Genomic DNA, 25,521 nt, shown 5'->3' on the forward strand with positions numbered 1-25,521 from the left:
CAATCTCCAATCCCGAATCCCCATTCCCAGTTACTTGTCCATCTGCAGCACCGCCAGGAAGGCTTCCTGCGGGATTTCCACGCGGCCGACCTGCTTCATGCGCTTCTTGCCTTCCTTCTGCTTTTCCAGAAGCTTCTTCTTGCGCGAGACGTCGCCACCATAGCACTTGGCCAGCACGTTCTTGCGCATCGCCTTGACCGTGGTGCGGGCGATGATCTGCGAGCCGATCGCGGCCTGGATCGCCACGTCGAACATCTGCCGCGGGATCAGATCCTTCATCTTCTCGCACAGCTCGCGGCCGCGGCGGTCGGCGTGGCTGCGGTGCGCGATCAGCGACAGCGCATCGACCTTGTCGCCGTTGATCAGCACGTCCACGCGCACGAACGGACCGGCGTCGAAACGCACGAAGTGGTAGTCCAGCGAGGCGTAGCCGCGGCTGACCGACTTGAGCTTGTCGAAGAAGTCCAGCACCACCTCGGCCATCGGCAGCTCGTAGCTGATCTGCACCTGGCTGCCCAGGTAGTTGATGCCGATCTGGCTGCCGCGCTTTTCCTCGCACAGCTTGATGATGTTGCCGATGTATTCCTCGGGGGTGAGGATGTTGGCGCGGATGATCGGCTCGCGGATCTCCTCGACCATGTTCAACTGCGGCAGCTTGGCCGGGTTGTCCATGCTGATGATCGAACCGTCGGTCTTCAGCACTTCGTAGACCACGGTCGGTGCGGTGCTGATCAGGTCCAGGTTGTACTCGCGCTCCAGGCGCTCCTGCACGATCTCCATGTGCAGCATGCCGAGGAAGCCGCAGCGGAAGCCGAAGCCCATCGCCTCGGAGCTTTCCGGCTCGAAGCGCAGCGCCGCATCGTTCAGGCGCAGCTTGTCCAGCGCCTCGCGCAGGTTGGTGTAGTCCTCCGCATCCACCGGGAACAGGCCGGCGAACACGCGCGGCTGCATTTCCTGGAAGCCCGGCAACGGCTTGCTGGCCGGGTCGCCGGCCAGGGTCAGGGTGTCGCCGACCGGCGCGCCGTGCACGTCCTTGATGCTGGCGGTGACCCAGCCCACCTCGCCCGCGCGCAGCGCCGGCAGCGGCTTGCGCTTGGGCGTGAACACGCCGACGCTGTCGACCTGGTGGGTGCGGCCGGTGGACATCACCAGCAGCTTGTCGCCGGCCTTGATCTCGCCCTGCATCACCCGCACCAGCGAGACCACGCCCAGGTAGTTGTCGAACCAGGAGTCGATGATCAGCGCCTGCAGCTTGTCGGTGTCGCGCGGCACCGGCGGCGGGATGCGCTGCACGATCGCCTCCAGCACGTCGCGCACGTTCAGCCCGGTCTTGGCGCTGACCGCGACCGCGTCGGTGGCGTCGATGCCGATCACCGCCTCGATCTCGGCCTTGGCGCGGTCGATGTCGGCGGTGGGCAGGTCGATCTTGTTCAGCACCGGCACCACTTCCAGGCCCTGCTCCACCGCGGTGTAGCAGTTGGCCACCGACTGCGCTTCCACGCCCTGCGCCGCATCCACCACCAGCAGCGCGCCCTCGCAGGCGGCCAGCGAGCGGCTGACCTCGTAGGAGAAGTCGACGTGGCCAGGGGTGTCGATGAAGTTCAGGTGGTAGACCTGCCCGTCCTGCGCGGTGTACGGCAGCGACACGGACTGGGCCTTGATGGTGATGCCGCGCTCGCGCTCGATCGGGTTGGAATCGAGCACCTGCGCTTCCATCTCGCGCGCCTGCAGGCCGCCACAGAGTTGGATGATGCGATCGGCCAGGGTCGATTTGCCGTGGTCGACGTGGGCGATGATGGAGAAATTGCGGATGTTCCGCATCGAATCAGAGGACATGAGGTGGGCGGCGGCCAGGACCGTCGTCAGGATAACGGGCCATTATCGCATGGCCGGCGGCCGCTGGTGACGGCCGCCGGATTCGCCCCCGTCCCGGGGCGCCGACCGCTCTGGATCGGCGCCCGGGACGGTGCCCGGCCTCGGCCGGGCGCGCGGATCAGCCGCCGGCGCGCACCGCGACGAAGCTGGTGGTGTCGCGGACGCGGATCAGCAGCATCACCACATCGCCCTTCTTGTAGGCGCTCAACTGCTGGTTCAGGGCCGCCACGCTGCCGACCGGGGTACGCCCGACCTGCAGGATCACCATGCCCGGCACCAGTTGCGCCTCGCGCGCGGCGCGGCCGGTCACCGCGGTGATGCGCACGCCCTTGCCCGGCTCCAGGCCCAGCTGCTGGCGGGTGGCCGCGTCCAGATCGGCCACGTCGATGCCGAGCAGCGCGTTGGCGCCGGTGGCCGGGGCGGCGTTGTCGCCGACCGCCGGACCGGCATTGGCCTGGGCGTCGTCGGCCAGCGCGGTCAGTTGCACGGTCAGCTCGCGCGGCTTGCCGTCGCGCAGGATGCCCAGGCGCACCTTGGCGCCCGGCTGCATCGCGCCGATCATCGGTGGCAGGTCGCTGGAGGCGCCGATCTCGGTGCCGTTGACGGTGCGGATCACGTCGCCCACTTCCAGGCCGGCCTTGGCCGCCGGGCTGCCCTGGACGAGCTGGTTGACCAGGGCGCCGCGGGTATCCGGCAGGCCAAGGCCCTGCGCCTTCAGCGAATCGATGGCGCCGACCATGACCCCGAGCTGCGCGCGGGTGACCTTGCCGGTCTTCTTGATCTGCTCGACCGCGCTCATCGCCAGGTCGATCGGGATCGCGAAGCTGATGCCCATGTAGCCGCCGGAGGCGGAGAAGATCTGCGAATTGATGCCGACCACCTCGCCACGGGTGTTGAGCAGCGGGCCGCCGGAGTTGCCCTGGTTGATCGCCACGTCGGTCTGGATGAACGGCACGTAGCGCTGGTCGGCGTAGGGATTGCTGCGGCCGGTGGCGCTGACGATGCCGGCGGTGACCGAGTGGTCCAGGCCGAACGGCGAGCCGATCGCCACCACCCACTGGCCGGGCTTGAGCAGGTTGGAGTCGCCGATGCGCACCGTCGGCAGGTTCTTGCCGTCGATCTTCAACAAGGCCACGTCGTACTGCTGGTCGCTGCCGACCACCTTGGCGGTGAACTCGCGGCGGTCGGTGAGCTTGACCTTGACCTCGCTGGCGCCGTCGACCACGTGGTGGTTGGTCAGCACGTAGCCGTCGGGCGAGATGATGAAGCCCGAGCCCATCGAGCGCCCGGCGGGGCCGCCATCGTCATCCGGCGCGCCGCCGCGCGGCTGCCCGGGCATGCCCGGCATGCCGTCCGGACCGAAGAAGCGGCGGAAGAACTCGGGGATCTGGTCGTCGTCGGGCATGCCGCCGCCGGAGCGCGCGGCCGCGGCGCGGCGGCTGATGGTGGTCTCGACATTGACCACGCCCGGACCGACCTGTTCGACCAGGCGGGTGAAGTCGGGAAGATTGCCGACCAGCTGCGGCGCGGGCGCGGACTGCGCGGCCGGCGGCGTGGTGCTGACGGCGCTGGGGCTGGGCTGCTGCGCGCAGGCGGCCAGCGGCACGGTCAGCGCCAGCAGGCCCAACAGATGGTGGCGGATACGGTGAGTCATCGGACGCGAGCCTCCGGTTCGGGAAGGGGAAGAACGAGGGAACGAAGCAACGGGGACCACGCGCCGGGACGCAGCACGGACGCCTGCCGGCGCGCGGGGTCAGGGCTGCGGATGCGGCGGCGGGTTGGCCGCGGCGTCGGCAGGCAATCGGGGTTCGAACGGATAGAACGCCGCCGGGTCCGCGCCGCTGTGCGGGAAGCTGGCGGTGAATTCGCTGCCGGCGTCGGCGGCCGGCAGGGTCGAGCGCGGCCACGGCCGGGCCTGCAGCGGCGTTGCCGGATGCCCGAACGGATCGCTGGCGTGTTGCGCGACCATCGTCGGGGGCACAGCGACCGGCGCCACGAACGGCGTCTGCGCCGGCGCCTTGGCGCGCGGCTTGGCGGCCGCCGCCGCCGCGTAGGCGCGCTCGGCGGGGACGCTGCGGGTGCGCGCGGCCTGTTCGCTGCGCGTGGCCTCGCGTCGCGCCGCGGCGTCCTGGCGGCGGTTGGCGGCGATCGCCATCGCCGGCGCCGCAGCAACGGCTGCGGCGAGATCGCCCTGCGGATCGGCCGGCCCAGGTGCAGGCGTCGGGACCTGCGGCGTGGTCGCCGCCGGAGTCGGCGCAGGCGCGGTGGCATCGGCGACCTGCGCCGGCGGCAGCGCCTCGGGGGTCTGCGACAGGCGCTGGGTCACGAACAGGGCCAGCACGGCGACCGAGGCGGCCAGCGCCGCACTGCCGCCCCAGCGCCAGCTGCGACGCTTGCCGGCCGCGCTGGCCGCCTCGGCACGCGCGGCCTGCTGCGCTTCGGCGGCCACCGCCTGGCGCACACGGGCGCTGAAATCGCTGGGCGCCGGCACGCTGACGCGGCCGCGCAGGATGTCGCCGCACAACTGCCAGCGCTCGTGGCAGCCGGACAGCTCCTCGTCGTGCTGCAGCCGGCGCAGCACGAAACGCGCTTCGTCGGCCGGCAGTTCGCCGTCGATCAGGGCGGACAGTTGCTGCCGGTAATGCAGCTCGAACTTGTCCGGCGCGGCGCTGTCGGGCGCCGGCACTGGCTTGGGAAAGGGCGTGCTCTCGGTCATACGCGGTGTCGCTCACGGGTGGCGCTGTCGGTATCCAGCAGGGGACGGAGTTCGGCGTCGATGGCCTCGCGGGCGCGGAAGATCCGCGAACGCACGGTGCCGATCGGGCAGCCCATCTTCTGCGCGATGTCCTCGTAGCTCATGCCCTCCACCTCGCGCAGGGTGATGGCGGTACGCAATTCTTCCGGCAACGCGTTCACCGCCTTCATCACCGTCTGCTCCAGCTCCTGGCGCATCAACTCGCGCTCGGGCGTGTCGGTGTCGCGCAGGCGGGTGCCGCTGTCGAACTGCTCGGCATCGAGCACGTCGACATCGTCGGTGGGCGGCCTGCGGTTGTGCGCGACCAGGTAGTTCTTGGCGGTATTCACGGCGATCCGGTGCAACCATGTGGAGAACTGGGCGTCGCCGCGGAAGCTCCCCATCGCGCGGTAGGCGCGGATGAAGGTGTCCTGGGCCACGTCCTGACATTCGCTCCAGTCGGCGATGTAGCGCCCGATCAGGCCGACGATCCGGTGTTGGTACTTGCGCACCAGCACATCGAACGCCGCGCTTTCGCCGCGCTGCACACGCCGGACCAGTTCCAGGTCCAGCTCCTGGGGTGTTTCGACATCGGCCATAGCGGGCCGCACTCCTGTCAGCCCAACCTACGTCGGACCCTCTGACCGCCAATTCGGAAAAAAGTTCAGCGCCCCTCAGCGGATCGCCGCCCCACGACGTTAACCGGCGTTCCGTTAGGCTGGCGCAAGGCCAGCGGTCGCGGGACGCGCGTCAATTCCTTGGATTGGGATTTGACGCGACGGAAACAACCTCTGGATGATAACGATCTTCTCCATACATAAGCGGATGGTCCTCCCCATGCTTTCAGGCTTCGACGGGCTCCGATTCAGTCATTGGCAGGCGGACTTTCGCGGCGACGGCGTGATCGTGCTCAGCCTCGACCGCCAGGACGCGCCCGTCAACGCGCTGTCGCAGGACGTGCTGCTGGAGCTGGGCGACCTGCTCGAGCGCATCGCCATCGATCCGCCCAAGGGCGTGGTGATCCGCTCGGCCAAGGACAACGGCTTCATCGCCGGCGCCGACCTCAAGGAGTTCCAGGAATTCGACCGCCGCGGCACCGTCAACGACGCCATCCGCCGCGGCCAGTCCACCTTCCAGAAGCTGGCGGAACTGCCCTGCCCCACGGTCGCGGCGATCCACGGCTTCTGCATGGGCGGCGGCACCGAGATCGCCCTGGCCTGCCGCTACCGCGTGGCCTCCAGCGATGCGGCCACCCGCATCGGCCTGCCCGAGACCAAGCTCGGCATCTTCCCCGGCTGGGGCGGCAGCGCGCGCCTGCCGCGGCTGATCGGTGCGCCGGCGGCGATGGACCTGATGCTCACCGGACGCACCGTGTCGGCTTCGGCGGCGCGGGCGATGGGCCTGGTCGACAAGGTCGCCGCACCGGCCGTGCTGACCGATACCGCGGTGGCGCTGGCGCTGTCCGGCAGCGCCCGTCCCTTCAAGCAGCGCGCCACCGCCTGGGCCACCAACACCTGGCCGGCGCGCAAGCTGCTGGCGCCGCAGATGCGCAAGCAGGTGGCGCGCAAGGCGCGCAAGGAACACTACCCGGCGCCGTATGCGCTGATCGGCGTGTGGGAACGCAGCGGCGGCAGCGGCATCCAGGCGCGCCTGGACGCCGAGCGCAAGGCGGTGGTCAAGCTGGCCAGCACGCCGACCGCGCGCAATCTGATCCGCATCTTCTTCCTCACCGAACGGCTCAAGGCGCTGGGCGGCAAGGATCACGGCATTCGCCACGTGCACGTGGTCGGCGCCGGGGTGATGGGCGGCGACATCGCCGCCTGGTCGGCCTACAAGGGCTTCGAGGTGACCCTGCAGGACCGCGAGCAGCGTTTCATCGACGGGGCGTTGAGCCGCGCCGGCGAACTGTTCGCCAAGCGGGTGAAGGACGACAGCAAGCGCCCGGCGGTGGCGGCGCGCCTGAAGGGCGACCTGGCCGGCGACGGCGTGCCGACCGCCGATCTGGTGATCGAGGCGATCATCGAGAACCCGCAGGCCAAGCGCGAGCTGTACCAGTCGCTGGAGCCGCGCATGCAGCCGAACGCACTGCTGAGCACCAACACCTCCTCGATTCCGCTGACCGAACTGCGCGAGCACATCCAGCGCCCGGCGCAGTTCGGCGGCCTGCACTACTTCAACCCGGTGGCGCAGATGCCGCTGGTGGAGATCGTCTGCCACGACGGGCTGGCGCCGGAGAACCAGAAGCGGCTGGCCGCGTTCTGCAAGGCGATCGACAAGCTGCCGGTGCCGGTCGCCGGCACGCCCGGCTTCCTGGTCAACCGCGTGCTGTTCCCGTACATGCTGGAAGCGGCCACCGCCTATGCCGAAGGCATTCCCGGCCCGGCGATCGACAAGGCCGCGGTCAAGTTCGGCATGCCGATGGGCCCGATCGAACTGATCGACACCGTGGGCCTGGACGTGGCCGCCGGCGTCGGCGCCGAACTGGCGCCGTTCCTGGGCCTGCCGATCCCGGCGGCGCTGCAGACGGTGGAGCCGGGCAAGCGCGGCAAGAAGGACGGCCAGGGCCTGTACGCGTGGGAGAACGGCCGCGCCAAGAAGCCCGAACTGCCCAAGGACTATCACGCGCCGGACGATCTGGAGGACCGCCTGATCCTGCCGCTGCTCAACGAGGCGGTCGCCTGCCTGCACGAAGGCGTGGTCGCCGATGCCGACCTGCTCGATGCCGGCGTGATCTTCGGCACCGGCTTCGCCCCGTTCCGCGGCGGCCCGATCCAGCACATCCGTGCCGCTGGCGCCGACGTGCTGCTCGCCCGCCTGCGCGCGCTGCAGGCGCGCTACGGCGAGCGCTTCGCGCCGCGCCCGGGCTGGGAGTCGCCGGCGTTGCGCGAGCCGGTGGTCTGAGGCGCGCAGGCGCTCACATGTAGGCACGGTTTCAACCGCGATAGGCGCCATTGGGAAAGCGCGTCGCGGCTGAAGCCGCTCCTACGAAAGCGCCTCGCGGCGCTGCGTGAAGCGCATGCACCTGATTCGGCATCTAGGCAGCCGTCGAGGCGGACGCCCTTGTAGGATTCGTAGGAGCGGCTTCAGCCGCGACCGGCATTGCCGATAGCCGCGGGTAGCCAATTCCGGACCGAGGACACGCACCGCACCTGCACGAACGCCATCACGCAGCAGTGTTGCCTACGAGTGCGAATGCCCATGCATGTGGCCGTGCCCATGTGTGGGATGAGCATGACCATGATCGTGGTCCTCGTGACCATGCCCATGATGACCGTGACCAGCGCCCTCACCCGCCGCGGCCGGCGCGCCGCACGGGGTGGCACCGCAATGGCCGGCTTCCATCTGCAGGGTGATGTGGTCGATGTCGAACTGCGCATGCAGGCCATCGCACAGCGCAGCGCGCAGCGCATCGGCGTCGCCGCCCTCGGCGACCACCACGTGCGCGGTCAGCGCCGGCGTGCTGGAGGCCAGCGCCCACACGTGCAGGTCGTGCACGCTGGCCACGCCGGGCGCCGACTGCAGGTAGCCGCGCACCGCATCCAGATCCACGCCCTTGGGCACGCCTTCCAGCAGCACGTTGACCGCTTCGCGCAGCAGCACCCAGGTTCGTGGCAGTACCCACAGACCGATCAGTACCGCCAGGATCGGATCGATCAGCTTCCACCCGGTGACACGGATCGCCAGCGCGCCGACGATCACCGCGACCGAGCCGAGCATGTCGCTCCACACTTCCAGGTAGGCGCCCTTCATGTTGAGGCTCTCGCCGCTGCCGGCCTTGAGCAGGCGCATCGAGATCAGGTTGATCAGCAGGCCGAACGCGGCGATGCCGAGCATGCCGACGGTGGCGATCTCCTGCGGCTGGCGGAACCGCTGCACCGCCTCCCACAGGATGTAGCCGGCCACCACGAACAGCAGCGCGCCATTGACCAGCGCGCCCAGCGCCTCCAGCCGCGCATAGCCATAGCTGCGCTTGGCATCGGGCGGGCGCCGGCTCAGCCGCACCGCCACCAAGGCGATCATCAGCGCCAGCGTGTCGGTGGCCATGTGCGCGGCGTCGGACAACAGCGCCAGGCTGTTGGTGAGGAAGGCGCCGGCCACCTCCACCACCAGGAACAGCGCGGTGAGGCCGAGCGCCCACCACAGGGGCTGCTCGTGACGGATTTCGGTGGGGGCGTGGCTGTGATCGTGTCCCATGGGGCGACCGATGGCGATGCGGAGGAAGATGGCCGCCACCTTAGGCCGCCGCCTGCGCGGAGACTATTACACCACCGGTGCGACGGCCCTGGACCGCAACGAAACGCCGCGCACGCGGCCGCCGCGAGCGACGCGGTCGCGGTGCGGGTCGCGGCGGCTCGGCCGCGACCCGCAGCATGGCTCAGCGGCTGGAACCGGCCGGCGTGGCGCCAGCGCTCTGCAGCTGCTGCGCCTTGGCCAGGTGCTCGGCCACATGCGCGCGCGTGGTGCGCAGATGCGCGGCCACTTCCGGCGTCTTGGCCGCAGGGATCAGCGTGCTGTCGAGCATCTGCAGGGCGGCCTGGTGATCCTTGACCATCGCCGCCACGTAGGCCTGCTCGAAGCGATCGCCGTCCAATGCCTGCAGCTTGCCGGCTTCCACCTTGGCCTTCTGCATCTGCTGCTGCGCAGGCGCGGCCTTGGTGTCGGGACCCCAAGACGCGATCTTGGCGTTGTTGTCGGAATGCTCCTTCACCATCTGCATGGCGTAGTCGCGCACCGGGCCCTTGACCTGCTTCTGCAGGGCCAGATTGGCGGCGTTGACCTCGCTGGTGTTGATCGCCGACAGCACGCCGAGCGCCTGCTTTTCGGTGAGCGCAGCCGTCCGCGCGCCTTGCATGCTGGTCGACGCCGGCGAGGCAGTCGTCGACGGGGCGTTCTGCTGCATCGCGCCGGGATCGCGCGTGCCGGCCTGGCCGGAGGCATCGGTCTGTGCGTGGGCCAGGCCGATGCCGAAGACCGACACCAGCGCCAGGGAGAGAACGGAACGGGAAGGACGCATGACGATTTCCTTTGCATGACAGGTGCAGCCATGCTCTGCCGCCTCTCGTGAGCGCTTGGTTGAACGTGGGTGCAGACGATGCGAAATGCTGCAGCCGCAAAAGGGACCAATGCGCACCAGCATCGCTTGCGGAGATTTATGTGATGTCCGCGACGATTGACGCCACCGCGATCCGTACCTCACACCCCTCAACACGCCGCGGCCCAGGCTGGGGCTATCCCACTCCGGAGCACAGCACATGGCACAGCGACATCTTCCGCTCGCGCAACAGGTGATCGTGATCACCGGCGCCTCCAGCGGCATCGGCCTGTGTACCGCACTCCTGGCCGCCGAACGCGGTGCCCGCCTGGTGCTGGTGGCGCGCAGCCAGGGCGTTCTCGACGCGACCGTGCAGACCATCCGCGATGGCGGCGGCGACGCGCTCGCCGTCGTCGCCGATGTCGCCGAGCGCACGCAGCTGGACGAAGCCGCGGCGGTGGCGATCCGGCACTTCGGGCGCGTCGACACCTGGGTGAACAACGCCGGCGTGGCGATCTACGGCAAGCTTGCCGATGTGGACGATGGCGACAGCAGGCGCCTGTTCGACGTGAACTTCTGGGGCGTGGTGCATGGATCGATGGCGGCGTTGCCGCATCTGCTGGCCTCGCGCGGCACCCTGATCAATCTGGGCAGCGAGGCCTCCGAGGCGACCCTTCCGCTACAGGGCATGTATGCGGCATCCAAGCACGCGGTAAAGGGCTTTACCGATACCTTGCGGATCGAACTGGACCAGCTGGACGGCGCACCGATATCGGTGGTGCTGATCCAGCCGACCGCGGTGAACACGCCGTATCCGCAGCATGCGCGCAACTATCTGCGCGAGGAACCGACGCTGCCCAAACCGATGATCGCACCGCTGCGGGTCGCCGAGGCGATCCTGCATGCGGCCGAACACGGCGGTCGCGATGTCAAGGTCGGCATGCTGGCCAGCGCCAACGTGGCGATGACCCACTTGCTGCCGCGCCTGGCCGACCGGCTCTCGGCGCTGCGCAGCGAACAGCAACGGCAGGCGCAGCCGGCGCGCGACCCACAAGGCACGCTGTACCGCGCTGGCGAGAGCGGCCGCATCCACGGCGACTGACCACGAACGCGCCGCGTCGTACCGCGCTTACGGCAACCAGTGCAGCAGCAGCACGCTGAGGCTGGCCAACGCCAGCAGCGATAGCGTGCCGGCGGCGAGCACGCGGCCACCGGAGGCGAGCACGCTGCGCAGATTCACCGACAGCCCCAGTGCCGCCATCGCCACCAGGGTCAACAGCAGCGACAGCGCTTGCGCCGCCTCGATCACTGGCGCCGGCAGCACGCCCAGCGCGCGCAGGCCCATCATGCCGACGAAGCCGAACACGAACCATGGCACCAGCGCATGCAGCGGGCGCCGCTGCGCCGGCGATCCGCCGCGAATCAGTCCCAGCAGCAGCATCACCGGCCCCAGCATCACCACCCGCATCAGCTTCACCAACGCGCCCACCTGCGCGCTGACCGCGCCCACCGGCACGGTCGCCGCCAGCACCTGCGGCACGGCGTAGACGGTCATGCCGGCGAGGATGCCGTAGTGGCGCTGGTCCAGCCCCAGCAACGGCACCGCCAGCGGCAGCAGCAGCACCACCAGCACGCCCAGGGCGGCGGTGAACGCGATCGAGGCGGCGACGTCGCCGGAGTCGGCATCGATCACCGGCGCGGCGGCAACGATCGCCGAATTGCCGCAGATCGCGTTGCCGCAGGCGACCAGCGTGGCCAGCCGCGACGGCAACCCCAGCGCACGGCCTATGCCGTAGCCGAGCGCGATCGCCAGCAGCACCACCGCGGCGATGGCGCCCAGCAACAGACCGCCGGCGGCGCCGATGGCGCCGATGCCGACCGAGGCGCCGAGCAGCACGATCGCCAGTTCCAGCGGCAGTTTGGCGGCGAAGGCGATGCCGGCGTGACTGGACGGCGGCAGCCGCCAGGCGGTGCGCAGCAGCGTGCCGAGCACGATTGCGAACACCAGCGCGTCGATCCAGCGCCGACCCAGCCACTGCAGTTGCGCGCGCTCGGCCAGCCAGGCCAGCGCCGCCACCGCGATGGCCAGGGCCAGCCCGGGCAGCAAGGTCGAAGGTCTGTGCAAGTGCGTACGCATGGGAGCGGTCCGGATCGAAGTGGCGGCAGATTGCGCCCGTTGACCATTTCGATCCATCGCATAATGGCGCACACTTCATTCGATCCATCCGAACGGTCCTCGCATGACCCTGGAACAACTCGCGCTGTTCGTGGCGGTGGCCGAGCGCCAGCACCTGACCCTTGGCGCGCAGGCCGCGCATCGCACGCCGTCGGCCGCCAGCGCCGCGATCAAGGCGCTGGAGCATCGGTACGGGGTGGCGCTGTTCGACCGGGTCGGCCGCGGCCTGGTGCTGACCGCGGCCGGGGCGGCGTTCTGCGAGGACGCCAAGGCGATCCTGGCGCGCAGCCGCGCCGCCGAGCTGGCGCTGAGCGAATGGCGCGGCGTGCTGCGCGGCACCCTCGACCTGCACGCCAGCCAGACCGTGGCCAGCTACTGGTTGCCGACCCGGCTGATGGCGTTCCACGCGCGCTATCCGCAGATCGAGATCCGCCTGAGCGTGGGCAACACCGACAGCGTGGCGCGTGCGGTACGCGAGGGGCGCGCCGAACTGGGCTTCGTCGAGGGGCGCGTGCAGGCCGCGGAACTGCGGAGTTCGCCGCTGGACCACGACCGGCTGAGCGTGGTGGCCGCGCCGGACCACCCGCTGGCCGGGCGCCGCCGCCCCGGGCTGGCACGGCTGGTCGCGGACAGCACCTGGATCATGCGCGAGCCCGGCTCAGGCACCCGTTCGGCGTTCGAGGCGGCGCTGCGCACCGCCGGCATCGCCCCGGACCGCCTGCGCGTGGCGCTGTCCCTGCCCTCCAACGAAGCGGTGCTGTCGGCGGTGCAGGCCGGGCACAGCCTGGCGGCGATCTCGGAGCTGGCCGCGGCGCCTTGGCTGGAGAGCGGCCGCCTGCAGCGCCTCGCCGTGACGCTGAGCGAACGCACCTTCCATGCGCTGCACCACCGCGAACGCAGCCTGGGCGCGGCGGCGGCCGCCCTGCTCGGCTTGCAGACCCCATCCGCCACGGCCTGAGCACAGCGCAGACCGGGTGACGCGCCGCAGCGCGCGACATCCATTCCAAAACGAGATAGCCCTCGGCAAATGCTTCATTGGAATGGAATGCCTTGCGCTTCTATCCTCGCTCCCGGTCTCTCGCGCGCCAAGGCAGCGGAACGGGGATGTCCCCGGCGCCGCCGCAGGACATGCCACGCCCGCCCTGCCACGCCGACAGACACGCCATCGAGGACAACGACCAGGACAGCCTGCAGTCACGCACGCCGTCCTGTCGATGCCCCCAGGACCGGACCCTTCCGGCCCATGCCAACTTGCTCGGTCACTTTTTGTCCTGGGAGGGAACAAAAATGCCTTTGGAACAGCTCCGTCGCCCGCTCGGCCGGCGCGCGCATCGCCCTGCCGCCCGCACCCTGCTGGGCGCGGCCATCGTCCTGGTCCTGTCCGGCAACTTCGCCGCGCACGCGCAGAGCGCCACCGCCGATCCGTCGACCACGCCGCCCGCCAAAACCGATGCCACGCCCGACGCCAAGAACGGCCAGCAACCGGTCACCCTGGACAACGTGATGGTGGTCGGCCAGCGCGCCAGCCTGGAGCAGGCGGTGCAGGCCAAGCAGCTCGACGACCACGTGGTCGAGGTGATCTCCGCCGACAACATGGGGCAGATGCCCAACGTCACCGTGGCCGAGGCGCTGGTGCGCCTGCCCGGCGTCAACGGCACCCGCGACCGCGGCAACGAAAGTCTGGCCACGGTGCGCGGCCTGGGCCCGCGCATGACCATGGGCACGGTCAACGGCCGCGAGATCGCCTCCTCCGAACCCAACCGCGCGGTGCGCTGGGAGGTGTTCCCCACCGAGATCGTCTCCACCGTCAAGGTCTACAAGACCCCGTCGGCGGACCTGATCGCCGGCGGCATCGCCGCCACCGTGGACATCTCCACCATCAACCCGCTCGATCACACCGGCCCGACCTTCGTCGCCACCGCCGGCCCGGTCTACTACGACGAGGCCAAGGACGCACGCGACTACTCGCCGTGGGGCCAGCGCCTGGGCGCGAGCTGGATCCACCGCATCAACGACAACCTGGCGGTCGCGCTCGGCGCCACCTACCAGAAGCAGAAGAACGCCGGCGTCTCGATCGGCACCTGGGGCTACACCGACGCCAGCAGCGCGCGCGACGTCGATGGCGACGGCAAGGTCGACTACACGCCCTGGGGCGCGGCCGACCAGCTCAAGCTGACCGAGCAGACCCGCACCGGCGCCATGGGCACCGTGCAGTGGCGCTCGGGCAACCTGGAACTCAAGCTCGACGGGCTGTACTCGCGCATCCGCATCGACGAGGACCAGCGCCAGAACTGGTTCAACAACCTCGGCTACAGCATCTACTCGGCCAGCAACCCGTACACCACGCCCGGTTCGTCCTACACCATCGTCGACGGCGACGTGGTCGCCGGCACCCTGGCCAATTCCAAGCTGCAGGTGGACCACGTCATCGCCAACTACAACGAGGTCAAGACGCTGGCGGCCGGCGGCCTCAACGCCAAGTGGCGCGGCGACGTGTGGACGCTGGGCAGCGACCTGTCGTTCTCGCAGGCCAAGCGCGACAACGACTGGCGCGCGGTGCGCTTCGGCAGCAACCCGGACACGGTGTCGTTCGACTTCCGCCATGGCGTCACCCCCACCATCAGCACCAGCTCCGATGCGCCGGAATGGGGCATCAGCGGCCAGACCGAACCGCAGGCGCTGCGCGACCGCATCGCCGCGCTGGCACTGAGCGCCAGCCGCGCGATCGAGGATTCGCCGGTCACCGCGCTGGAGTTCGGCGCGCGCGCCGCACGCCGCGAGAAGCAGAACCGCCACTTCACCAGCTTCCAGTCCGGCTACGAGCAGCCGATCTCCGCCTACCAGAACCTGATCTACCCGGTGACGATGCCGGATCTGAACGTGCCGACGCTGACCGGCGGCGACCTGGACGCGATCGCCAAGCTCGGCTTCGGCGGCTTCGATCCCGGCCTGGCCGCCGAACAGCGCCTGGACCACTGGAACGTCGAGGAGAACGTGCGCGAGGCCTTCGCCAAGGCGGTGTTCAGTGCGCAGTGGTTCGGCGTGGACGTCACCGGCAACGCCGGCGTGCGTGTGGTCCACACCGACACCGACAGCCATGGCTACGACACCGTCGGCGGCGTGGTGCAGCCGAGTAGCGCCGGCAAGACCTACACCGACGTACTGCCCAGCGCCACGGTCAACTTCCTGATCGACCCCGAGCGCATCCTGCGCGTGTCGGTGGCCAAGGTGATGGCGCGGCCGCCGCTGGACGAACTGCGTACCGGACGCGCGCTCGACGATCCCAACACCACCGTCGGCCAGCTCACCGGCAGCGGCGGCAACCCGCAGCTCAACCCGTTCCGCGCCACCCAGCTCGACCTGTCCTATGAGTGGTACTTCCACAAGGAAGCGCTGGCGGCGCTGGCGCTGTACCGCAAGTGGGTGGATTCGAGCATCGGCTACAAGACCCAGCACGAGACCATCGACGGCCGCGACTACCTGATCAGCGGGCCGTTCAATGGCGGCGGCGGCTACATCAACGGCGCCGAGCTGACGTTCCAGACCCCGTTCTTCTTCATCCCGCACATGGAGAACTTCGGCATCTACTCGAACTACTCGTACGTGGAGTCCAACCTGCACGAGTTCTCGCCGGCGGACAATCCGCTGCCGCTCAGCGGCCTGGCGCGCAACACCGGCACGCTGGACCTCTGGTACAACAACGGCAGTTTCGAAGCGCGGATCGGCTACAAGTACCACAGCCCCTACACTGTGGTGTACGGCTGGAACGCGGCGCGGCTGGCGCGACTGGAGAGCGAAGGCACGGTGGACCTGAGCCTGGCCTGGCGCTACAGCGAGCACCTGGGCTTCAAGTTCCAGGTCGGCAACCTGACCAACGAACCACTGCGCGCCTACAGCGACAACAAGCGCAACCGGCTCGCCAACCAGGATGATGGCGGCTACCAGTTGTTCGGGCGCCGCTTCGCCCTGGAAGCGACCTACACGTTCTGAGTCGGTGGAGACCCGCATGCGATCCAAACGCACATGGCTGCCGGCGCTCGCGCTGGCCCTCGCGGCCGCCCTCGCCACGCCCATGGCCGGCGCCGGCCCGCTGTACCTGGGCGCCGACCTGTCCTACGTCAACGAGATGGAAGATTGCGGCGTGCAGTACCGCGAGCAGGGTACGGTGCGCGACCCGTTCGAGCTGTTCCACGCGCACGGCGCCAACCTGGTGCGCGTGCGCCTGTGGAACGATGCGCGCTGGACCCGCTACAGCGACCTGAGCGACGTCAAGAAGACCATCCGTCGCGCGCGTGCGCAGGGCATGCAGGTGCTGCTGGACTTCCACTACTCCGACGACTGGGCAGACGGCGACAAGCAATTGATCCCCAAGGCCTGGGCCTCGATCACCGACCAGGACGAACTGGCGCGCACGCTGTACGGCTTCACCTATGACACGCTGAGCGCGCTGGACCGCGCAGGGCTGATGCCGGAACTGGTGCAGGTGGGCAACGAGAGCAATTCGGACCTGATGGACAGCCAGCCCTGGGACAAGCGCCGGCCGATCGACTGGACCCGCAACGCCAAGCTGTTCAACGCCGGCATCAAGGCAGTGCGCGACGCCGGCGCGCGCTCGACGATCAAACCGAAGGTGATGCTGCATATCGCCCAGCCGGAGAACGTGGAGCCGTGGTTCGCCGACGCGGCCAAGGCCGGCGTGCGCGACTTCGACTTCATCGGCATCAGCTACTACCGCAAGTGGTCGCGCGAGACCATGGACCAGCTCGGCGCCACCATCAAGCGCCTGCGCCAGCGCTATCCGGCCGAAGTGATGGTGGTGGAGACCGCCTATCCATGGACGCTGGAGAGCGGCGATCCCTCGCCCAACCTGCTCGGCGCGGACTCGCTGATTCCGGGCTACCCGGCCACGCCGCAGGGCCAGCTGAAGTACCTGGTCGACCTCACCCAACTGGTGGTCGACAACGGCGGCAGCGGCGTCGTGTACTGGGAGCCGGCGTGGACCAGCAACCAGTGCAAGACCCGCTGGGGCGTCGGCTCCTCGTGGGAGAACGCCAGTTTCTTCGATTTCCGCCACGGCAACGAACTGCTGCCCGGCATCGGCTTCATGCAGCACGCCTACCGGCCGGCTCCGGCCACGGCAGCGAGCAAGGCCGACGCGCCGGCGCAGGACGCGCGGCCATGATCGAACTGAGCCGCCGCGACCTCCTGCGCTCGCTGGTCGCCGGCGGCGTGCAGGTGGCAGTGCCCGGCGCGGCCGCGGCGCTGGCGCCGGCCGCGCTGGCCGCCACGCCCGCCAGCGGTAGCGCCGCGTCACCGCTGTCGCTGGACCTGGACGACGACGCGCCGCGCCGGCGCCTGCTGTGCGATACCGGCTGGCGCTTCCATCTCGGCCACGCCGACGATCCGGCGCGCGACTTCAACTTCGGCACCTTCCAGCGCACCTACGCCAAGGCCGGCAAGGACACCGCCGACGCCGCCCTGCTCGGCTTCGACGACAGCGACTGGGAGCGCATCGACCTGCCGCACGACTGGGCAGTCACGCTGCCGCCACGGAAGGACCCGACCTCCACCCTGGTCAACGGCGAAGACCCGGCCGCCGCGCATGGCTACACGCCGCTGGGCCGCACCGATCCGCAGACCAGCATCGGCTGGTACCGGCGCGTGCTGGAGATTCCGGCCGAGGACCTGGGCAAGCGGATCAGCCTGGAATTCGACGGCGTGTTCCGCGACTGCATCGTGTTCTGCAACGGCCACATCGTCGGCCGCAACGGCAGCGGCTACTGCGGCTTCGAGGTCGACCTCAGCGACGTGCTCGACTGCGGCGCCAGGAACATCATCGCCGTACGCGTGGACGCCACCCTCGGCGAAGGCTGGTTCTACGAAGGCGCCGGCGTCTACCGCCACGTCTGGCTGCGCACCACCGACGCGCTGCACGTGCCGATGGATGGCGTCTTCGTGCGCAGCGCCTGGGACGGCGGCGACGCACAAGCAATGGTGGAAACCGAACTCGGCAACAACGGCGCGACGCCGCGCCAGTGCAGCGTGGTGTCGGTGATCCGCGCCCCCGACGGGCGCATCGTCGCCCAGGCCAGCTCGGCGCCGATCACGGTCGAACCGGGCGTGGTGCAGCGCGTGCAGCAGACCCTGGACCTGGGCACACCCGCGCCGTGGTCGCCGGAAACCCCGCAGCGCTACACCCTGTCCACGCGCCTGCTCGGCGATGGCCGCACCTGCGACGCGACCACCACGCACTTCGGCGTGCGCCGCCTGCAGTTCGATCCGCAGCGCGGCCTGCTGCTCAACGGCGCCGTCTACAAGCTGCACGGCACCAACAACCACCAGGACCATGCCGGCGTCGGCACCGCCATTCCCGACCGCCTGCACGAATGGCGCCTGCGCCAGCTCAAGTCGATGGGCTGCAACGCCTACCGCAGCGCGCACAACCCGGCCTCGCCCGCCGTGCTGGAACTGTGCGACCGGCTGGGCCTGTTGCTGATCGACGAGACCCGGCGCATGTCCTCCGACGACGAGGCCATGGCCGAACTGACGTCGATGGTGCGGCGCGGCCGCAACCATCCCTGCGTGATGCTGTGGTCGCTGGGCAACGAAGAGCCGCAGATGGTCACCGCGCGCGGCGCGCGCATCGTCGCGCGCATGCAGCGCCTGGTCCGCCGCCTGGACCCGACCCGGCCCACCACCTTCGCCATGGACAAGGGCTTCGACGACGGCGTCGGCCAGGTCGTGGACGTGGTCGGCTTCAACTACCGCACCACGCAGATGGACGCCTTCCATGCGCGCCATCCGCAGATCCCGGTCTACGGCAGCGAAACCGGCAGCACCGTCGGCGTGCGCGGCAACTACCGCACCGACGACGTGCGCGGCTACGCCCGCGCCTACGACCTCGACTACCCCTGGTGGGCCAGCAGCGCCGAAGCCTGGTGGAGCTATGTCGCGCAGCGCCCGTACATCGCCGGCGGCTTCGTCTGGACCGGCTTCGACTACCGCGGCGAACCGACCCCGTACAACCGCTGGCCGAACGTGGCCTCGCAGTTCGGCATCCTCGACAGCTGCGGCTTTCCCAAGGACAACTACTGGTACTACCGCGCGCAGTGGACCGCCGAGCCGGTGCTGCACCTGTTCCCGCACTGGAACTGGGACGGCCTGCTGGACGAGCGCGACAACGGCATGGTCGACGTGTGGTGCCACAGCAACCTGGACGCGGTGGAACTGCTGGTCAACGGCGTCAGCCAGGGCCTGCAACAGGTGCCGGCCTACGGTCACGTCGAGTGGCACGTGCGCTACGCCCCCGGTCGCATCGAAGCGCGCGGCTACCGCGGCGGCAAGCAGGTGCTGACGCAGCTGCGCGAGACCGTCGGCGCCCCGACCGCAGTGCGCCTGCGTTGCGAGCGCGCCACCCTGCTGGCCGACGCCGAAGATGTCGCCGTGGTCGCGGTGGAAATCGTCGACGCGAAGGGCCGCGTCGTACCCACCGCCAGCGACGCCGTGCGCTTCGCCGTCCGCGGCCCTGGCCGCCTGATCGGCGTGGGCAACGGCGACCCGTCCAGCCACGAGAGCGACAAGGCCGACCATCGCCACGCCTTCAACGGCCTGTGCATGGCCTTGCTGCAGACCACGCGCACGGCGGGCACGCTGACGTTGGAAGCTACGGCACCTGGGTTGGCACCGGCTCGGTTGGCGTTGCCTGTGGAACGCGCGCGATCGCGTCCGTTCGTGGCGTAAGCACTGGGCGCCTTCGCTGCTGCGAGGGTGCGGCGATGGACACAGGGCAGCTGCACTTCGGCGGCGGCATCATTGCCGGCCTCCTGCGCCCCAACCTTGATCATTGCCAGTCGAGGCACGTGCGGCTTCCGGCCGGATGGCGTCAATGCGCCCAGCATCACGCCCGCGCTTGTCCATGGCGCGATGGCCACCGCGTCGTCACCGCAATGCGTGGGATGCGCAGGCGCGTCCCGCGACATCTCACCGTCATACCTTCAGCATCGTCGCGTCACCAACTCTGAAACAACGCTGCGGGCGTCTCGTCAAGTAGACACTTTGAGACAAGTGTCGCAGATCAATTGACGCACTTTGCGCCGACGCCTATATCTCGCATCACACGGCGGGCATGCGGGGGCATGCCGACACCACCGACTCGCATCGTAGCCACTTTTCGCGCGACACCGCTTCGCGCACCCAGCATCCGTATCGACTCAACGCCTCACCCGCACCACCACGTGGAACACGCAGGTGCAGTTGCTCGCGCCTGCTCATCACCCAGCCCAACGCCAGGCCCACCACGGAGAAGGTTTCATGAGCGCATCGCAAGCCCCTGCCATCCGCGGCATCATCCCCAAGCAGCCGATTCAGATCACCGGACAGCCACTGAGCGAACTGGCCGCCGACACCGCCGCGCTGAAGGCTCTGGTGCAGGCCGCGGTCAACGTGGAGCTGTTCACCATCCCGCTGTACATGTGCACGATGAAGTCGATCCAGGGCACGCACGCGATCAACGCCAGCGGCATTTCCTACTACAAGGGCCGCGTCTGGCCGGGCATGGCGACCGGCGTCGTGGTGCCTGCCGACGACACCTCGCCCGCGACTGCACCACAGCGCGCCTACAACCTGCTGTTCTCGGTCTTCATCGACGAGATGCTGCACCTGCAGATGGCGGCCAACATCTGCAACGCCGTTGGCGTGCAGCCCAATTTCAACAGCCCGCTGCTGCAGGACGCCAACTACAACTGGATCTGCTACGGCCCCACGCAGACCGTCATTCCGCACGTGATCGATCTGCGCGACCTGAAAGATCCCTCGGTCGGCAGCAACCTGACCGTGCAGCTGTCCGAACTGAGTGAAGACCAGGTCACCTTGTTCACCCTCATCGAAGAAGACCACGCGGCCGCGCTTGCCAGGATCAAGTCCGACCCAGGTAATGCGTATTTCCCCCAGGTCCCGTTCGCGGACTGGACGGCACAAAGCAAGGAAACCGACCTGCCGCTGTTCGGGACGATCGGATGGATGTACTACAGCCTTTATCGGTACATGACCATCAAGTACGAGGACGGACAGCTGCTATGGGAGAAGCTGTTCGTCGGACCCGTCGGACAATGGGACCTGTTCAACAGCACGGCCAAGTCCGCGGAAAAGGAGTATCCGCTGATGCCGACGCAGATCACCGCCAAGGCCGCGGTGACCGCCGGCATGCAGGCGATCACCATGATGGCCGCCATCTGCGACCAGGGCGAAGGCGGCATCGACGCATCGACCACCCGCGAGTTCCTGAACATGCTGCACGCGCGTGCGCTGGAGATTGGCATGTCCCTGGCCGAGATCAACAGCGTGGTTCCGACGTTCCAGCCGGACAAGGAGGCGATGGCCAACAACCACCCCTCCTATACCGACACCGGCGCATCGGCCACCTCCACGGATGCCGACGCACGCGCGACCAATGGTGCGCTGGACCACCACCAGCGTTTCGAGAACCTGCTGGGACTGGTCGGACAGGTGCAGACCTGGAGCCAATGGCATGCGATTTCGAGCAACGTCTGGACGGGCGCGATGCTGACCACCTCCGATTTCGATCCCACCACCGCGCCAAGCAACATCCCCAAGCCCGACGACGTGGCCACCGCACTCAACAATCTGAAAAAGGTCGATCCCACCGCGCTGGACAACGTCGCGCAAGGCGCGCTCGCCGGCATCACCACCGTGTTGAGCGAGTCGTGGGGCGCCACCGATGTCCAGTTCCCGTATCCGTCGATGGTCGGCTCCGGCGATCGCCTGGGCCTGTACTGGGCGATCTACGGCAGCGCGCCCACCTTGCAGAAGGTGACCAGCAGCACGCAAGCGAGAAGCACACTGCTGCACGCCTGCCAGGGACTCGCCCTCGATGGATCCGGCGGCGACTGCGCGGCGCCGGCGATCTATCACAGCTGCAAGGGTTCCAACCACTGCGCCACCCAGGGCGGCTGCGGATTCGTGCAATCGGTGGACGGCGGCGGCAATTGCTCGCAGGCCATCGGCGGCGGTTGCGGTCAGCGCGTCGCGGCAGCGGCACAGGCGGCGGCCAAGGCCGCAGCGGGCGAACAGGTCGGCGGAACCTGCGGCGCGCCCACGCTGTACAGCGCGCCAGCCAACAACAAGTGCGGCGGCTTCGGCGGTTGTGCCGTGCCGATCTCGGCATCGCAACTCTATCCGGCTGCCGGCACCATGCAGGTCTTCGACTTCACCGCCCCGGACAACACCCCGACGCCCTTGACGACGCAGGCGTTCGCCGTCGGCGATGCGGTCTACGACATCGCGTGGGAGACATACAAGAAGGTGATGACCGAGCGCAAACTGCCGGTGGGCGACCAGCCAAAGCCCACCGACCTGCGCGTCGCCCTGCCACCGTCGACCTGAGGAGGCAAGGCGATGGCGGACATGGCAGACCCGACGCGTGCGCGGCCGCATCAGGCAGCGCCAAATGCCGCACCATCGCGTCTGGGCCTGCCGAACCTGGGCTTCGGCGTCGGCCTGCGCCCGCAGCATCTCCCGGCCATTCTGGCCGGGGGAGCGCGCGTGGACTGGTTCGAGATCATCTCCGAAAACTACATCGAGGACGCCGGCTACCAGCGCGCGATGTTGAACGCGCTCGCCAAGCAGACGCCCATCGTCATGCATGGGGTCTGTCTTTCGATCGGATCGGACGCACCGCTGGATCACGACTATCTCGGCAAGCTCAAGCGCCTGGCGCGCGACGTCGACGCGGCGTGGATCTCGGACCATCTGTGCTGGACCGGACTCGGCTCGCACAATGCGCACGATCTGCTGCCGTTGCCGTTCAATGCGGAATCCTTCGCGCATGTGCGCGATCGCGTGCTGCAGGTCCAGGACATCCTGGGCAGGCCGCTGGTGCTGGAGAACCCCTCCAGCTACGTGCAGTTCCAGACCTCGACCATGCCCGAATGGGAGTTCCTCGGCGGCCTGGCCGATGCCACCGCCTGCGGCATCCTGCTCGACGTCAACAACGTCTACGTGAGCGCGCACAACCATCGCTTCGATCCCGAGCGCTACCTGCGCGCCCTGCCTGCCGATCACGTGGTGCAACTGCACCTGGCCGGCCCCACCCGCCACGGCGATTGCCTGATCGACACCCACGACCAACCGGTGCCTGGCCGCGTCTGGGAACTGTATGCGCTCGCGCAGCAACTCACCGGCGGCGTGTCCACCCTGCTGGAATGGGACGCCAGGCTGCCGGACTACGACGGCCTGCTGGAAGAACTGGACAAGGCACGCGCCGTCATGGCCGGCACGATGCCGGACATGGCCGATCCCGTCTGCGCCGAGCACGCCGTGTCCACGCCGTTGCACTACGCATCGAGGGAACCTGCCGATGCCTGACGCCGCCGTCATCGGAACGGCGCCGGCAGCGCTCGCCCACGTGCAGCGCTGGATGCTGAGCGCGACCACGCATCCTGGCGGACTCGCGGCTGGCCTCCGCTACGCCGGCGACCTGCACGGACTGGATGCCGCCAGGCTGCTGACGTCGCCGGAGGGGGGCGATCCGCAGGCGCGACTGGCGATCTACGCCAACGGCTATTGGCAACGCCTGATCGAGGCGCTGCGTGCCGAATTCCCGGCACTGTGCCGCCTGCTCGGCGACGACCTGTTCGGCTTCTTCGCCCGCGCCTACCTCAGCGCGCACCCGCCGCGCGCGCCATCGCTGCATACGCTGGGTGCGGGGTTTCCCGCCTTCCTGCGCGCGTCCCAGCGCCGCCAGGGCCAGGCGCGTGATCGCTTCCCCGTGCAACTGGCGTGGCTGGAGCGCGCCCTGGCCGAGGCCAGCCGTGCCGAGGGCCTGGAAGCCGAAGCGCACGCGCCAGCCGTCGACGCCTCTGCGCTCGCGCTCGGCTGGCCTTGCCGCATCGGCGTGCCGGCGACCACCCGCTTGGCCATGCTGTCCTATCCATGCGCCGCGTTTCGCGATTGGCTGTCCGGCACCGCGACCTCGGTGCCGGAACCCGCGCAACCCAGCTTCCTGTGCATTGGCCGCCATCGGTTCCGCACCACCATCGCAGCGCTGAGCGATTGGCAGTTCTTCGCGTTGCGCCATGCCGCGCGCGGACGACGTCCACTGCAGGCCTGCGCCCAGGCGGCCGCGCGGCGCACCGGCCGCGATACGGGCGAGGTGTTGGCCCTGCTCGCGCTATGGCTGCCCGATGCGCAGGCATCGAGCCTGGTGACGCTGACACCGCTCAACACGCCCGCACCGCCGGCTTTGCACCTCCCCAGCGCTTTCATCCACCGCGACAAGGACACCGCACATGACTGACATGAACGAAAGTGCGCTCGACACGCACTACCGGAACAGCTTCGGCTGGCTCGCCGGCTACTTGCCGGAAGATCGCAGCGGCCTGCGGCACTGGCATGCCGCGTTTCGCGAACGCGCCCTGCGACACCGCGACGGCACGGCACCCGGTTATGCGCACGATGCCGTGCAACACCTGGCCGACCTGATCGCGACCGACCCGATCGTGCGGATGTACGCGACCGAGGCCATCGCCCAGATCGTCCAGCAACCGCCAAACATCACCTCCATCGACGACATGCTGGCGCAACTGGACCTGATCTGCACCACCGCGCCCGAGTACAACGCCAACCCGAACAAGCGCGTGCTGTTTCCCATGTCGGCGTTGTTCGTCGACATGATGGCGACCCCGGCCGGCAAGGCGCTGTTCCGTCTCGACGCCTTCAACGAAGGCCTCCGCGCCATCCTCGAGACCTGGGCCGCCTATCTCGACAGCCCGGCGAGTTGCTCGGTACTGAATCCGGACCCGGTGACCGGTTGGCTCGGCACGGCCGCCATCGCTGAATTCAAGCTCGCCGACTTCGTGATCGACTGGGACGCCGAGTACGGCGGCTTCGGCTCCTACAACGCGTTCTTCCATCGCGAGATCCAGTCCAAGGTTCGCCCCATCGCCGGCGTCGGCAACCCCGGCATCGTCACCTCGCCGAACGATGGGACGGTCTACCGCATCGCCACCGGCGTGCAGCAGACCGCGGTGTTCTGGATCAAGGAGAAGGCCTACTCCTTGCAGGACATGCTGGCCAACCCCGACCCGGCGACGCTGCAGCGCTTCGTCGGCGGCACCGTCGTGCAAATCTTCCTGAGCGGTGCCGACTACCACCGCTGGCACGCACCGGTCGACGGCGTAGTGGCGTACCGCAACGTGGACGGACTGCTGTTCAGCGAAAACGAGGACAGCACGTTCGATAAAGATGCCGGCGTGGCCTCGCAGGTGTACGGCGCAGCCGTCAACAACCGCGGCATCGTCGCCATCACCGCCGACGACGCGCGGATCGGCACGGTGTTCGTCATGCCGATCGGCATCACCGAGATTTCCTCGCTGACCCAGACCGTGGCCGATGGCCAGCACGTCAGCAAGGGCGAGGAGCTCGGCTATTTCAGCTACGGCGGGTCGACGCTGTGCGTGGTGTTCGAGAACAAGGTGTCGCTGAACTTCGGTGCGCTCAAGGAAAACGCCACGATCCAGGTCAACGCGCAACTGGCGGCGGTGGACCTGCCGGTCTGAGCTGTCGCCCGCGCTGCGAACGCGCCAGACGCCGCCGCGGACTTGCGGCTGCGTCCGGTCTCGCCTCCACGCGTCCGCCAGTCCATCGTGGCCACGATCACCAGCCATACCGGCGGCCAGTCGAGCGTCA

Annotated in this window: 17 protein-coding genes; 10 read left to right on the top strand and 7 right to left on the bottom strand. The window is 68.9% G+C overall.

The genetic code is table 11. The annotated features are described in order from the left end of the window. Positions 1–30: 30 nt before the first annotated feature. From lepA to rpoE, 4 genes are all read right to left on the bottom strand, one after another. The gene (gene lepA, locus GGR64_RS03115; protein ID WP_184644278.1) at positions 31–1,821 is read right to left on the bottom strand and encodes a translation elongation factor 4; all 1,791 of its coding nucleotides are present in this window, start codon (positions 1,819–1,821) and stop codon (positions 31–33) included. 172 nt (positions 1,822–1,993) lie between these two features. Beyond that, positions 1,994–3,529, bottom strand: a complete 1,536-nt coding sequence (locus tag GGR64_RS03120) for a DegQ family serine endoprotease (RefSeq protein WP_184643877.1) — start codon at positions 3,527–3,529, stop codon at positions 1,994–1,996. 99 nt (positions 3,530–3,628) lie between these two features. Beyond that, the gene (locus GGR64_RS03125) at positions 3,629–4,591 is read right to left on the bottom strand and encodes a sigma-E factor negative regulatory protein (protein ID WP_184643879.1); all 963 of its coding nucleotides are present in this window, start codon (positions 4,589–4,591) and stop codon (positions 3,629–3,631) included. After that, positions 4,588–5,208, bottom strand: coding sequence for an RNA polymerase sigma factor RpoE (gene rpoE / locus GGR64_RS03130; protein ID WP_167087404.1), 621 nt, complete (start codon positions 5,206–5,208; stop codon positions 4,588–4,590). Before rpoE ends, GGR64_RS03125 begins: the two co-directional genes overlap by 4 nt. A 238-nt stretch (positions 5,209–5,446) precedes the next feature. On the opposite strand from rpoE, the gene GGR64_RS03135 reads away from it, so the two are divergent. Beyond that, a complete protein-coding gene (locus GGR64_RS03135) occupies positions 5,447–7,510 on the top strand; it encodes a 3-hydroxyacyl-CoA dehydrogenase NAD-binding domain-containing protein (protein WP_184643881.1) in 2,064 nt (687 codons plus the stop codon). Between the two features lie 279 nt (positions 7,511–7,789). On the opposite strand, the gene GGR64_RS03140 is transcribed toward GGR64_RS03135, so the two are convergent. Both GGR64_RS03140 and GGR64_RS03145 read right to left on the bottom strand, forming a co-directional pair. Then, positions 7,790–8,803: a cation diffusion facilitator family transporter gene (locus GGR64_RS03140; protein WP_184643883.1), complete on the bottom strand. Its 1,014-nt coding sequence runs from the start codon at positions 8,801–8,803 to the stop codon at positions 7,790–7,792. 181 nt (positions 8,804–8,984) lie between these two features. Continuing rightward, positions 8,985–9,623 carry a DUF4142 domain-containing protein gene (locus GGR64_RS03145; RefSeq protein WP_260302675.1) on the bottom strand — a complete coding sequence of 213 codons (639 nt, stop codon included), beginning with the start codon at positions 9,621–9,623 and terminating at the stop codon, positions 8,985–8,987. 238 nt (positions 9,624–9,861) lie between these two features. Here GGR64_RS03145 and GGR64_RS03150 point away from each other — a divergent pair, with 238 nt between their 5' ends. Continuing rightward, the gene (locus GGR64_RS03150) at positions 9,862–10,743 is read left to right on the top strand and encodes an SDR family oxidoreductase (protein WP_184643885.1); all 882 of its coding nucleotides are present in this window, start codon (positions 9,862–9,864) and stop codon (positions 10,741–10,743) included. 27 nt (positions 10,744–10,770) lie between these two features. Here the strand turns inward: GGR64_RS03150 and GGR64_RS03155 are convergent, their stop codons facing one another. Then, a complete protein-coding gene (locus GGR64_RS03155) occupies positions 10,771–11,748 on the bottom strand; it encodes a putative sulfate exporter family transporter (RefSeq protein WP_221236075.1) in 978 nt (325 codons plus the stop codon). Positions 11,749–11,881: 133 nt separating this feature from the next. Between GGR64_RS03155 and GGR64_RS03160 the strand changes: the two genes are divergently transcribed. The 8 genes from GGR64_RS03160 (at position 11,882) to GGR64_RS03195 (ending at position 25,391) form a co-directional block, all read left to right on the top strand. After that, a complete protein-coding gene (locus GGR64_RS03160) occupies positions 11,882–12,775 on the top strand; it encodes a LysR family transcriptional regulator (protein ID WP_167087393.1) in 894 nt (297 codons plus the stop codon). Positions 12,776–13,104: 329 nt separating this feature from the next. Beyond that, positions 13,105–15,807, top strand: a complete 2,703-nt coding sequence (locus GGR64_RS03165; protein ID WP_260302678.1) for a TonB-dependent receptor — start codon at positions 13,105–13,107, stop codon at positions 15,805–15,807. 16 nt (positions 15,808–15,823) lie between these two features. Then, positions 15,824–16,999 carry an arabinogalactan endo-1,4-beta-galactosidase gene (locus GGR64_RS03170; RefSeq protein ID WP_184643889.1) on the top strand — a complete coding sequence of 392 codons (1,176 nt, stop codon included), beginning with the start codon at positions 15,824–15,826 and terminating at the stop codon, positions 16,997–16,999. Continuing rightward, the gene (gene galA, locus GGR64_RS03175; protein ID WP_184643891.1) at positions 16,996–19,557 is read left to right on the top strand and encodes a beta-galactosidase GalA; all 2,562 of its coding nucleotides are present in this window, start codon (positions 16,996–16,998) and stop codon (positions 19,555–19,557) included. Before GGR64_RS03170 ends, galA begins: the two co-directional genes overlap by 4 nt. A 570-nt stretch (positions 19,558–20,127) precedes the next feature. Continuing rightward, positions 20,128–22,218, top strand: coding sequence for a ferritin-like domain-containing protein (locus GGR64_RS03180; protein WP_184643893.1), 2,091 nt, complete (start codon positions 20,128–20,130; stop codon positions 22,216–22,218). Positions 22,219–22,239: 21 nt separating this feature from the next. Continuing rightward, positions 22,240–23,199 carry a DUF692 domain-containing protein gene (locus GGR64_RS03185; RefSeq protein WP_184644283.1) on the top strand — a complete coding sequence of 320 codons (960 nt, stop codon included), beginning with the start codon at positions 22,240–22,242 and terminating at the stop codon, positions 23,197–23,199. Beyond that, positions 23,192–24,130 carry a DNA-binding domain-containing protein gene (locus tag GGR64_RS03190; RefSeq protein ID WP_260302682.1) on the top strand — a complete coding sequence of 313 codons (939 nt, stop codon included), beginning with the start codon at positions 23,192–23,194 and terminating at the stop codon, positions 24,128–24,130. Before GGR64_RS03185 ends, GGR64_RS03190 begins: the two co-directional genes overlap by 8 nt. Beyond that, complete coding sequence (locus tag GGR64_RS03195) at positions 24,123–25,391, top strand: phosphatidylserine decarboxylase family protein (RefSeq protein WP_184643895.1); 1,269 nt, start codon at positions 24,123–24,125, stop codon at positions 25,389–25,391. The genes GGR64_RS03190 and GGR64_RS03195 overlap by 8 nt, the downstream gene beginning before the upstream one ends. The last annotated feature ends 130 nt before the right edge of the window (positions 25,392–25,521 follow it).

It is taken from the genome of Xanthomonas sp. 3307, assembly GCF_014199735.1.
GTDB classification, from domain to species: Bacteria; Pseudomonadota; Gammaproteobacteria; order Xanthomonadales; family Xanthomonadaceae; genus Xanthomonas_A; species Xanthomonas_A rydalmerensis.

What these genes read in the sequence shown, in the direction of transcription:
- lepA (WP_184644278.1), bottom strand. Translation starts at nt 1,821, where the DNA reads ATGCGGAACATCCGCAATTTCTCCATCATCGCCCACGTCGACCACGGC.
- GGR64_RS03120 (WP_184643877.1), bottom strand. Translation starts at nt 3,529, where the DNA reads ATGACTCACCGTATCCGCCACCATCTGTTGGGCCTGCTGGCGCTGACC.
- GGR64_RS03125 (WP_184643879.1), bottom strand. Translation starts at nt 4,591, where the DNA reads ATGACCGAGAGCACGCCCTTTCCCAAGCCAGTGCCGGCGCCCGACAGC.
- rpoE (WP_167087404.1), bottom strand. Translation starts at nt 5,208, where the DNA reads ATGGCCGATGTCGAAACACCCCAGGAGCTGGACCTGGAACTGGTCCGG.
- GGR64_RS03135 (WP_184643881.1), top strand. Translation starts at nt 5,447, where the DNA reads ATGCTTTCAGGCTTCGACGGGCTCCGATTCAGTCATTGGCAGGCGGAC.
- GGR64_RS03140 (WP_184643883.1), bottom strand. Translation starts at nt 8,803, where the DNA reads ATGGGACACGATCACAGCCACGCCCCCACCGAAATCCGTCACGAGCAG.
- GGR64_RS03145 (WP_260302675.1), bottom strand. Translation starts at nt 9,623, where the DNA reads ATGCGTCCTTCCCGTTCCGTTCTCTCCCTGGCGCTGGTGTCGGTCTTC.
- GGR64_RS03150 (WP_184643885.1), top strand. Translation starts at nt 9,862, where the DNA reads ATGGCACAGCGACATCTTCCGCTCGCGCAACAGGTGATCGTGATCACC.
- GGR64_RS03160 (WP_167087393.1), top strand. Translation starts at nt 11,882, where the DNA reads ATGACCCTGGAACAACTCGCGCTGTTCGTGGCGGTGGCCGAGCGCCAG.
- GGR64_RS03165 (WP_260302678.1), top strand. Translation starts at nt 13,105, where the DNA reads ATGCCTTTGGAACAGCTCCGTCGCCCGCTCGGCCGGCGCGCGCATCGC.
- GGR64_RS03170 (WP_184643889.1), top strand. Translation starts at nt 15,824, where the DNA reads ATGCGATCCAAACGCACATGGCTGCCGGCGCTCGCGCTGGCCCTCGCG.
- galA (WP_184643891.1), top strand. Translation starts at nt 16,996, where the DNA reads ATGATCGAACTGAGCCGCCGCGACCTCCTGCGCTCGCTGGTCGCCGGC.
- GGR64_RS03180 (WP_184643893.1), top strand. Translation starts at nt 20,128, where the DNA reads ATGAGCGCATCGCAAGCCCCTGCCATCCGCGGCATCATCCCCAAGCAG.
- GGR64_RS03185 (WP_184644283.1), top strand. Translation starts at nt 22,240, where the DNA reads ATGGCAGACCCGACGCGTGCGCGGCCGCATCAGGCAGCGCCAAATGCC.
- GGR64_RS03190 (WP_260302682.1), top strand. Translation starts at nt 23,192, where the DNA reads ATGCCTGACGCCGCCGTCATCGGAACGGCGCCGGCAGCGCTCGCCCAC.
- GGR64_RS03195 (WP_184643895.1), top strand. Translation starts at nt 24,123, where the DNA reads ATGACTGACATGAACGAAAGTGCGCTCGACACGCACTACCGGAACAGC.